Origin of the sequence: Nostoc sp. LPT (genome assembly GCF_017115165.1) — a bacterium.
GTDB lineage: Bacteria > Cyanobacteriota > Cyanobacteriia > Cyanobacteriales > Nostocaceae > Nostoc.
Window position 1 is genome coordinate 1 of record NZ_JABXKF010000070.1, and the last position, 10,757, is coordinate 10,757.

Consider the following 10,757-nt stretch of genomic DNA (forward strand, 5'->3'; position numbering starts at 1 on the left):
GCAAGTCTGAAACTAAAACCCAAGACAAGGGTATTACCAAGAGTGAATTTTACTATGGCAAATTCCAGCGTGTAATTCCTCTATCTGCTAGGGTTGAAAATACTAATGTTACCGCAGATTATAAAGACGGAATCTTGAATTTGACACTGCCCAAGTCCGAGCAAGAAAAGAACAAGGTTGTCAAGGTTAATCTAGAACAACCTGCTTCATAGTGCGAAACTACTCACCTCCAATAATTGATTGAGATAGCTAAAAGCCCAGTCATTTCTAACTGGGCTTTTTTGTATGCAATCTCTAATTTAAGCTACTTTAATGTGCTGTGACGCTCCTACGGACGCTCGAGTACTCGCTACCGCTTCGCTAACGCTAATGCTACGCTATCGGTGTCGCTCTCTTTTCCTCTAAGAATTGGAGCGATCGCTGTACTGTTAATGAATTTACATTAATTACTCAAGAATCAATATCAATACAAATCACTGTAACGTAAGGATTAATTACTGATTCAGGTACATCAATTGTTAATTCTCCTAACGGATTAGAATTGAGGATAGAATCAATAATTGCACAGCGAGTTGTATAGGTTAGTGCTGTGCCGTCAGCAAGAACAAACACCGTTTTTACTTGTTTGATTGGTATACCCCTAACTGATATTGTTTCGTAAGGTTTCATTAATAGGTGTAAATAAATGCGATTGCCCTTACGAGTTGAGGGGCCATAAAATTGCCACGGTTCTAATCCTGGGGTTGTATCAAGTATACTTTCAGAGTGGCTCCTCATCCAATCTGCTATATCTTTGAGACGCTCTAACTGCTCAGAAGGGATTTGTCCATTACCCATTGGACTAACATTAAGCAAGAGGTTGCCCCCTTTGCCTGCTACTTCGCAAAGGGTATGAATCAATTGACGAGACGATTTGAAGTTGCAATCATCTGAATTATATCCCCAACTCTCGTTAATAGTCAGACAAGTTTCCCAAGGATGATCGGGTGGGTGAGGAGGAATAAACTGTTCAGGAGTCTCAAAATCTCCACAATTCGGAAGACGATCGTTGATGAGAATATTAGGTTGTAAATCACGAATTATTTTTGCTAATTCTTGAGCCTGCCATTGCTCAGGAGTGCGTTCCCAACTTCCGTCAAACCAAATGATGTCAATTTGACCATAGTTAGTCAATAATTCTCGTATCTGATTGAACATAAATTGGATATATCGCTCCCACTGTTGCGCTGTAGGTTGAGGTAGCTGGTCAAAGCGATAAGGTTTATCTGCTTCTGTAAAAGCTGGATAATCTGGATGATGCCAGTCACTAAGCGAAAAATAAAGACCAATACGCAATCCTACAGAGCGCATTGCTTCAATATATTCACGTACAATATCTTTTTTATAAGGTGCAGATGCAATTGAAAAGTTTGATTCTTGCGTATGGAATAGGGCAAAACCATTATGATGTTTGGCTGTTAATATGGCATATTTCATTCCGATACTTTTTGCTAAATCTGCCCATTCTTGAGGATTATATTGCTGTGGATTGAAAGTATTAGCTGTGTCGTGATATTTTTCAACTGGAATATTTTTGCAAAAAGGTAGGCTGAATACACCCCCAACTAACGGCCAAGATAACTCACATCCTTGTTGGGAACTATGTCCCCAATGAATAAACATCCCCAATCGAGCTGTATCAAACCAGTTATTCATCATGTTAAAATTTGGCAATAATTCTGCTTAATAAAGGAGAAATAGCTCCCTTTGCATATTAGTACATATACAGATTTTGGTTGTTATCATTTGTTGGCTGAGGTGAAAATGCGATATTATTTGCTACTTTAAAATATATGCCAATAATTGAGATTTCTTTATTCCAAGCATTTCGCCAGAGTGTAGCAATAGTGATCCAGGTAGTTCCAAAGGAGCTAGGCTATGTAACAATCCTGACATTACTGGGTGGTGCAGGCCCAGCGATCGCCATTTGGCTCAACAAAGCGATCGTTGATGAAATTACCCGTTTATTGAGTACAGGGACAACGCAGAATGCCATCGCCCTCATACTTTCGCAACCGCTACTACTCTCCAGCATTGCAGGTTCGCTGCTGGTGAATTTGGTCAGTGATGCGATCGCTAACATCAATGCCTTTGTGTATAATTCTCTGCGCGATCGCATTTTCGGCTTTGTCCAAGGACAAGTGATTGAAACTGATACCATTTCTTTGTGATACTGCACTAAACCTTTGAAAATAATTGCTTACTCTTACACCGATCCGCTATTAGAATCTTCTCCCGATCGAGCTGATTGGGGATGGGAGGTGGATCGGGTTTATGAAGATTTGGGCAAGCCAGACTCCTCTGAACGATCGCAATTACAACAATTATTTACCGATTGCCAAACTGAACCAGCAGATTATCTCCTGATTCGTCGATTGGAAGAATTGGGAGATACTGTAGAGGAAATTAGCGATCGCCTCAATCAACTTGAAGTCATGGGAATCGCAGTAATCGCCACTGAACAGCCCTACACTTCCGAAAATTACCCTCTGGGCGCTAACTTGCTGAATTTGCTACACGCAATCCAACGTCAGCAACGTAGTCGTCGCATCCGCCAAGGACACGCCCGTAATCGTCTTGAGGTTGCACCGCCACCAGGCAAAGTTCCCTACGGCTATCGCAGAGGTAAGGGAAAATATACCATTGACCGCAGTACTTCACCAGTAGTCAAAGATTTTTTTGAACACTTTTTACTCTACGGTTCCCTGCGGGGTTCAGTGCGTTACTTGGCGAAAAAATACGGCAAGAAAATCTCTGTCACCACAGGAAGACGCTGGCTGACTAATCCAGTTTATCGCGGCAATACAGCTTATCAAAATGGTGAAATTATCTCCAATACCCATATTCCGATAATTTCTAAGGAAGAAGCAGCCCAAGTTGACCGACTTTTACGCCGTAACAGCCGTTTACCATCCCGAACTGCTAGCGCACCGCGTTCTCTCGCTGGGTTGGTTGTCTGTGCTGAGTGTCAGTCACATCTGACAGTTACCCGTGTTACCCAACGCAACCAAGATAAAGAGTATCTTTATTTACGTTCTACTAGCTGTCCCCAAAGCCCTAAGTGTAAGGCTATTTCCTACCAAGAGGTGTTGGAACATACCATTGAAACCGTTTGCCGTGATTTACCTCGGGCGGTAGCAGGAATGAATTTTCCCCAGTTGGATGCATTCAAGAATAGTTTAGGACAAGCGATCGCTCGTCAGCAAGAAATACTTGCTCAGTTACCCGCTTTAATTGAAACTGGAATTTTAGATGCGGAAACAGCAAAGTTAAGGGCTTACAAACTCCGCACAGAAATTTCTGCACTCGAAGCAAAGCTAGCAACTCTTCCCCCAGTTAACTTGCGTTCTGTTGCTCAAGCTGTTTCCATACCACAATTTTGGTTAGATTTGTCGGAAACAGAACGAAGATTTTACTTTCGAGAATTTATCAGACAAATTGACATTACTCTTCAGAATAAAGAATTAAAACTCCAAGTTATTTTTATTTTTTGATTTAATTGAAGCGCTATTTTTGAGACGGTTGATCCTTAGTATACGCAACAGGTTTTGGCCCTGCATTCCGCACATTGATAAATTTATTGAGGATATCAAACCAGAAAGGCGCACCCATAGCAATAGCAAAACCACTCACTATCCAACCGCAAATTAATTTAAAAACCTGTGAAATTCTGATATAAACTATATTCGATTTCGTCGTATCTAATAACTCAAACTGTTGATTAATATTTTGCCATCCAATCGGTATAGAAGAATTTCCTAATAGTTTCTCAATATCCCTTCTGGCTGCTTCATCATTGATATAATCAATTCGTTGACTTGCACTTTGAGTAATGGTAGAGCGGATAACCGAATCCTCCGATAGTCTTTTAATCAAGTGAAATGTATCAGTATTGGTTAAAAAGGCAACTGATATTCCAATTAAAATAGCAACTCCTTTGGCATTGCGCTTATAAACACCGCTTGCTCGATCCATAGAGCGATCAAACCATGTTTCTACTTCATTTTTAAATTGATTTGCTTCCTCTGTGAGATCGCCAATCTTTACCCTGCTACGTTGAGCAATTACACTAAGGCTCTTGATTAAATTATTAGGAACTTCATCAGGTAACTCATTATTAACAAAATCTATAAATTTCTGGTCAATATCTCCATAAATTTCTTGAATTTTTGTGTAACTTGCACTCGTTGGATCGTTTATACCTTTTTTAAGTTCTTTATAAGAGGCTAATATCATGTACAAGTTGGTTTTTGCTTCTTCACTAGGATGTTTAACATGATTAATTAGCTGGGGAATTTTTAAGGTATCTAATAAAGTAGTTGCAAATGTTTCAGAAGGAAGATAGGAAGGGCCGCTTTGTTTTTCTAGTACTAGTTTATCAGGGTTTTTGGTAAGTTCCTGGAAATGCTTTTCTACTTTACCCTTAGCTTGCTGATTCAATGTATTAATCAAAGGATCGTTATAAAGTTTCTGTACCAACTGGATTGCATTAATAATATCTGATTTTTCACTTTCACTACCACCTGATAAAAGTAATTCAATTGAAGTTCTTAAATGTTTAGCTCTCCATTGTAATAATGTGGTAATTAGTTCCTGGATTTCCGAAGCTAGTAAGCTCAAAATCAAGTAAATAAAAACTAAGCCAAGAGTAATATCTACAACTACAGGTAAATTCATTGACAGTCTCCAATAATTTTTTAGCTGTTTATTGTTATCAAAAGTGCTTAAAAAATTGTATACTATAGATATTACACTTCAAGAATTACTTAATTAAATTTAAAATATAAATTTTCTTTATTTAGATAATTTTATTCAACGATAATAATTTTGAATTTTTAAATAATAAATAATTACACTTTTTGCAAAATTTATATTAAAAATATTACATAGTTGCTTAAAATATTCAGCACAATATTGAATTAGTGTAGCGATCGCTTCCTAAATTTCTGAAATTAGCTAGATAAAAACTAAGTAAATAAAATTTAAACCAATCACATACAAAATAAAATACAAGTTTATTTACGGACTATTGAACAGGTAATAAATTATCGATCGCTTGTATTATTTTTATCATTTTTTGGACTAAATGTTATTTAAACAACCAATATAATTTTTTCAAAAAATAGCGCTAATTAGAAAAAATTGAGTTAATCTTGGAAACTAGCAATTGTTAAAAACATACGTTGTTACTGGGTGGCAACATTGGAGATTCGCTAGATGTCTCTATGTAATCAAACCAGCAAGTAAAATGATTACCAGAGAATATGCAAGAAGGAAGCTTTATTTGGAGTCATCTGGAAAAACAGCATCGCACGGTTGGAAAATGGATTGATTGGGTATGGCTAATAGTATTGCTGTTGGCAGCAGTATTACTGTTTAGCATCAATCTGGGAGGGTTGCCGCTGCGAGATTGGGATGAAGGTACTGTGGCACAGGTTGCTCGTGAAATTTGGCACGCCCCAGCAGGTTCAATGCCTTGGCTTTACCCAACGTTAGGAGGCGAACCATATCATGACAAGCCGCCTTTGATGCATTTGCTAATAGCTTGGGCTTATTCTCTGGGAGGCGAAAATGAGTTGACAACGCGCTTACCTGGAGCAATTTTAACGGCAACATCTGTACCTTTACTGTATTGCATTGCTCGAGAGATATTTCGCCAACGTTGGGCTGCTATTTATAGCGCCTTGATTTATCTAACAATGCTACCTGTAGTGCGTCATGGGCGGCTGGCAATGTTGGATGGGGCGATGGTAAGTTTTTTGATGGTGATGATGTTGTGCGTGTTGCGATCGCGCCGAGATTTACGTTATTGTCTTGGTGTTGGTATCAGCTTTGGGTTTATTTGTTTAACTCAAGGACTGCTAGGTGTATTACTTGGTGCGATCGCAATTGTATTTCTGTTTTGGGATACGCCACGACTGCTCACTTGTTACTATCTCTGGATAGCAATCTTAATTGGCATTCTACCTGTAGCTGCTTGGTATGGTGCCCAACTAATTCACTATGGTTATACTTTCGCCCAAATTGGTATTGCAAACCCATCATTAGGCCGAATTGGCTCAGTTGTAGAAGATAATTCTGAACCACCTTGGTACTATGTGATTGAACTTCTCAAATACACATGGCCCTGGTTATTGTTCTTACCACAAACTGTCCGCTTAACCTGGGAAAATCGCAACCTTAGCTGGGCAAAACTAGTAATGGCGTGGAGTGGGGTTTATCTACTGGTAATTTCTTTCATGATTACCAAAGTTCCCTGGTATCTATTCCCGATTTACCCTAGTTTAGCCTTAGCTTTTGGTATCCAGTTATCAGATACGGAAAATTCGCCTTTACTCTCATCTTATCCCCGTGCTTGGGTTGCTGGTTTGGCAATACTTGCTGTGGCTGCTTCTGCTGGTAGCATTTATTTCAGTGCGGGTACAACACCAAAAACAGACTTACAACTGATTTTTGCCGCCGTAGCTTTAACTATGACTTTAGCAGCTATTTTGGCAGAACGAGGCGACGGACAATTTCTAAAGATTTTGTTTTGGGGAAGTTATATTTCGTTGCTGCTGTTAATGAAATCTAACTACTGGGTTTGGGAATTATCGGAAGCCTATCCAGTTAAACCAGTCGCCGCCATGATTGTGCGGGCAAATCCAGCGACGAGGAAGATTTACACATCTTTTCCCTACCATCGCCCCTCGTTGGATTATTATAGCGATCGCACCATCATTCCTGCTTCTGTTGGTGAACTAGAATATTATTGGCACTACAACGGCCAACCCTACTTCCTGCTTCATGCATCTGCTTTCAACAATCTTCAACTAGAATCGATGAAGCTAATTGACCAAGCTGAAGGTTGGAAATTAGTCACAAAAGATACTAATCGGTTATAAATATGGGGCATTGGGCATGAAGAAGAGACAAGGTAGACAAGGGAGAGGGGGGAGACAAGGGAGAGATTTGTTCAATAATTCCCCCTTGTCAGGAAAAATCAAATTGTTACCCAAAAGGTAATGATAATCGTGTAGCGATCGCGTTCTTCCCAAAAGTGTAAAAAACCTGCGATTTACTTTGAAGAAATGATAATCTGGGTAATTTTGCGGTTTTGCTGGTGAGATCGATTTCTCTATGCTTGAAATATTTATTACGAAATATTTCATTCATTAAATTTAGCAATTAGGTGTTTATGGTGCCGCAAAATTTTTCATTGTCACCAGAACCAGTCATAAAACTTGAGACAGTAGCAGTATTTTGGAGAACAACATTAGTGCCATACAACAAGAGCTATTTCCGCTGTGTGTCATGTTGTATCCTCGATTAAAGGTGCGCTGGGAATTGGTGCGGCAATTAATTCACTTGCTCGGTACTGAAATCCGCTCTCGTTTGGAACCACAACATGCTTATTTTCTTGCTTACTATGAGTCGTTGCAGGCAATGTTTTCACCCCAAGTTTTGCCGGACAGTAAATTTTAGATGCTGTGGTGTCCCGATTTTCAAATTGATATGATAATTAGATAAGCATAAATAAACAATAGTTTGTAGTTAGCACTTTAGTGCTGAAAATACTTACCCTTGGGTACTAAAGTACTTACTTAATTAGCGATCGGTCTTTAAGCGGACATAATATAAAACCGTGTCCTATTTGGGGCAATAAGACACGATTTTATCAGAGTATTTAGTTATAATATTACAAAAATCAAAGTAGAATTTGATTTATACAAAAGTAATCCATTTACTGAGATTTGTTTCCTGGGTCATTAATTTTCTCTGTTGTGGGAAGAATTTGGCGATCATAGCTTGTCTTTTCTTGGGTCAAAGCGATCGCACTCAAGAAAATGGCACTACCTACAGCCAAGGCTACCATCGGACGTTTGAGTAGGACAAAATCTCTGAGAATCCTCGCTAAAGGTCGGCTTTGACGACGTAGCGACGAAGAGATCATCAATTGTCTCCAAGTAAACGGATCGCGGACGTAATGACCACTTTGGCAAACTACTAGCCTTTCCTGGCAATAGGGACAGCAAAACAAGCCCATGCGCGTTTTAACTGGTTTTGGCGTGGCATTTCTTTGGCAAATTGGGCAAGTAACATAATGATTATCAAAAGTGTGTATATTCATTTACCTCATCCGCCTAGTCCATTTACTCGCTCTATAACAATAGCTATATTGAATTGGGATCAATGTATGATCTGAGATCAGGCATCAATCATACATACATTCTATTACTACCAAGGATGGCTCAATAGTCGCAACACGAGTATAGCTAGATTTAAACAAGGATGACTCATGGTTAATGTTTACGGGTGCGTCCACCCAGCCAAAAAAACTTTGTGTCTCTAGAAAAAATAGTGTTGGCGATCGCTCCCACTCCACTAATACCGCAAGGCGGAAGTCACGCATTCAAAAGTCACGCATAATTGTATTCCAAGCTCTTGCGCCATTTGAAATGGTGAGGCAGTCGCTCAGAGGGGGTTCCCCCCATGAGGAACTGCCGTTAGCGCAGCGTTAGCGAGCCTGCGAGCGTCACCCGAAGGGGTATTGTTTATTTACGCCATGCTGTACTAGCCGCAGCTACGCCCAACTTAGGCATCGCTGACCCTTAAATAATAATTCTCTCTCATTTAACGATTCTCCCCACACAAATTTTGCACAATGACATTTTTAGCTAAAGCTTTGGAAGTTAAGCAAATAAAGTCTACTTGTCCGGTTGCTAAATAATGGCTCACAATGATAAGTAACAGATAAAAATTTAAATTTTTTCTTACATTTACCCCGCCTCTCAATGACTCTCTTGCCTCCCACTCAACTAAGGAAGGTAACGGAACAACCTGCCTTTCCTACACCTTCCGCTCGTTTAGCCCACCTAATTAATCGTTTTCAACCATCCCCAGAAACAGTTGTGCTGTTTTTAGCCATGCTCATTGGCGGTGGTACTGGTATGGGTATAGTCACCTTTCACTATTTAATCCAGTTGGTTCACCAGCTGATGCTGGAAAATTTAATGGGTCAAATTGGCGGCTGGGGTGCTTGGACTTTAGCCTGCGTTCCCACCCTTGGCGGATTAATTGTTGGCTTGATGCGCTGGCGCACTCAAGACTTTGGCCCTGGACTTTCATCTCTCATCGCCGTCTCTCAGGGAACAGAGATTAGGCGACCACTAAGACCAGTTACCAAAATGCTGGCCGCATCTGTTTCTTTAGGGAGTGGTGCTTCTTTGGGGCCAGAAGGGCCGAGTGTCGAAATTGGCGCAAATTTTGGGATGTTGTTGTCTGTGATCCTGAATGTATCTCAAGAACGACAACGTTTGCTATTGGGTGCTGGCGCAGCAGCAGGACTGGCGGCGGGATTTAATGCTCCCATCGCTGGAGTATTTTTTGCCCTAGAAGTGGTGATGGGAGCGACATCTTTCGCTACTTCTGCTGTGAGTGTGGTGCTTTTAGCGGCGGTGGTAGCAGCATTAATTGCCCAAATTGGTTTGGGAACCCAACCTGCTTTTGATTTACCTGTTTACCAAGTTCGCAGTCCTTTGGAATTACCTCTTTATCTTGGTTTGGGTTTAGGGGCCAGCCTAGTTTCTCTGGCTTATACTCAATCAATTCATTTAGCAAAAGCTTGCTTTGCTGGGAAGGTTCCAGGTTTTGATTTTTTGGGACGAATTCCTCAGCCGATTCATCCAATTATTGGCGGTGTGATAATTGGCGCTGTTGCTTTGCAGTTTCCGCAAATTCTGGGTGTCGGTTATGAAACTGTAGAAGCAATGCTTCAAGATGTGGAGTTTCCACTCTACTTATTGGTGGTGTTGTTGGTGGTAAAGTTATTGATGACTGCAATTAGTGCAGGTAGTGGTTTCATCGGTGGTTTGTTCGCACCAGCAATGTTTTTAGGTGCTTCTTTTGGATCGGCTTACGCCAAAATGTTGGCTGTAGCATTCCCGACAATTTGCGATCAAATGGCGGCTCCCCCAGCTTACGCAATGGTGGGAATGGCAGCAGTACTGGCTGCTAGTGTGAGAGCGCCGTTAACGGCTATTTTAATGCTGTTTGAATTAACCCGCGACTATCGGATTGTTTTACCGTTGATGGCAGCTGTGGGTTTGAGTGTTTGGCTAGTAGAAAGGATTAAACCAACTTTTAATTCTAACTCTAATCTACAACAAATTGGTCTTTCGGAATTGAAAGATGAACAAGCGGAAATTGTGCAGCAAATTTTGGTAGAAGATGCCATGTATCCCTATCCCAAAAAGTTACCTGCAACTCTGGGAGTATTAGATGCAGCTGTGGAAATGATCCGCGATCGCGTCCGTAGTGCTTTAGTATTTGATCAAGCAGAGCAATTAGTTGGTATACTTTCTTTGGAAGATATTAACCGTGCCCTTGCTATTTGGCAAACATACCCAAATCCCCTAACTGAAATTCCAGATAATTTATCCAGTCAAACCCTCATAGACATTTGTACTACTGAAATTCTCTATGCATGGCAAGATGAACTTTTATCTGAGGCTTTAGACCGGATGAGTCTTCGAGGTTTACATCAATTACCAGTGGTAGCACGAGATAAACCCGATCGCATTTTGGGTTTATTAGAAAAAGAGCAAATTGCATTAACCTGTAATTTAGCGGTAACGCGCAAGGCACTTCGCCACTATTACCAGTCTTACCCACTACAGATATAGTCATTGGTCATTGGTCATTGGTCATTGGTCATTGGTCATTGGTCATTGGTCATT

Annotated in this window: 9 protein-coding genes and 1 pseudogene; 6 read left to right on the top strand and 4 right to left on the bottom strand. The window is 40.4% G+C overall.

Going from position 1 to position 10,757, the window contains the following annotated elements; all coding sequences use genetic code 11:
- Window positions 1-212: Hsp20/alpha crystallin family protein (locus tag HWQ58_RS15880; RefSeq protein ID WP_292864158.1), on the top strand; the 212-nt coding region annotated here is incomplete at its 5' end.
- A gap of 238 nt (window positions 213-450) precedes the next feature.
- Here the strand turns inward: HWQ58_RS15880 and HWQ58_RS15885 are convergent.
- The gene (locus tag HWQ58_RS15885; protein ID WP_292864161.1) at window positions 451-1,698 is read right to left on the bottom strand and encodes an alpha-L-fucosidase; all 1,248 of its coding nucleotides are present in this window, start codon (window positions 1,696-1,698) and stop codon (window positions 451-453) included.
- 134 nt (window positions 1,699-1,832) lie between these two features.
- On the opposite strand from HWQ58_RS15885, the gene HWQ58_RS15890 reads away from it, so the two are divergent.
- Both HWQ58_RS15890 and HWQ58_RS15895 read left to right on the top strand, forming a co-directional pair.
- A complete protein-coding gene (locus tag HWQ58_RS15890) occupies window positions 1,833-2,210 on the top strand; it encodes a hypothetical protein (protein WP_292864164.1) in 378 nt (125 codons plus the stop codon).
- Between the two features lie 15 nt (window positions 2,211-2,225).
- Window positions 2,226-3,533, top strand: coding sequence for a recombinase family protein (locus HWQ58_RS15895; RefSeq protein ID WP_292864166.1), 1,308 nt, complete (start codon window positions 2,226-2,228; stop codon window positions 3,531-3,533).
- Between the two features lie 13 nt (window positions 3,534-3,546).
- On the opposite strand, the gene HWQ58_RS15900 is transcribed toward HWQ58_RS15895, so the two are convergent.
- Window positions 3,547-4,716, bottom strand: coding sequence for a hypothetical protein (locus HWQ58_RS15900; protein WP_292864169.1), 1,170 nt, complete (start codon window positions 4,714-4,716; stop codon window positions 3,547-3,549).
- A 587-nt stretch (window positions 4,717-5,303) separates the two neighbouring features.
- Between HWQ58_RS15900 and HWQ58_RS15905 the strand changes: the two genes are divergently transcribed.
- Complete coding sequence (locus tag HWQ58_RS15905) at window positions 5,304-6,923, top strand: glycosyltransferase family 39 protein (protein ID WP_292864172.1); 1,620 nt, start codon at window positions 5,304-5,306, stop codon at window positions 6,921-6,923.
- 358 nt (window positions 6,924-7,281) lie between these two features.
- On the top strand, window positions 7,282-7,503 hold the full coding sequence (locus tag HWQ58_RS15910) for a hypothetical protein (RefSeq protein WP_292864175.1): 222 nt from the start codon (window positions 7,282-7,284) through the stop codon (window positions 7,501-7,503).
- A 259-nt stretch (window positions 7,504-7,762) separates the two neighbouring features.
- On the opposite strand, the gene HWQ58_RS15915 is transcribed toward HWQ58_RS15910, so the two are convergent.
- Together HWQ58_RS15915 and HWQ58_RS15920 are read right to left on the bottom strand one after the other, a co-directional pair.
- A complete protein-coding gene (locus tag HWQ58_RS15915) occupies window positions 7,763-8,149 on the bottom strand; it encodes a hypothetical protein (RefSeq protein WP_292864178.1) in 387 nt (128 codons plus the stop codon).
- 84 nt (window positions 8,150-8,233) lie between these two features.
- Window positions 8,234-8,431 carry a hypothetical protein gene (locus HWQ58_RS15920; RefSeq protein ID WP_292864181.1) on the bottom strand — a complete coding sequence of 66 codons (198 nt, stop codon included), beginning with the start codon at window positions 8,429-8,431 and terminating at the stop codon, window positions 8,234-8,236.
- Window positions 8,432-8,813: 382 nt separating this feature from the next.
- Between HWQ58_RS15920 and HWQ58_RS15925 the strand changes: the two are divergent.
- Window positions 8,814-10,757 (top strand): annotated as a pseudogene (locus HWQ58_RS15925) (chloride channel protein); the annotation flags it as partial.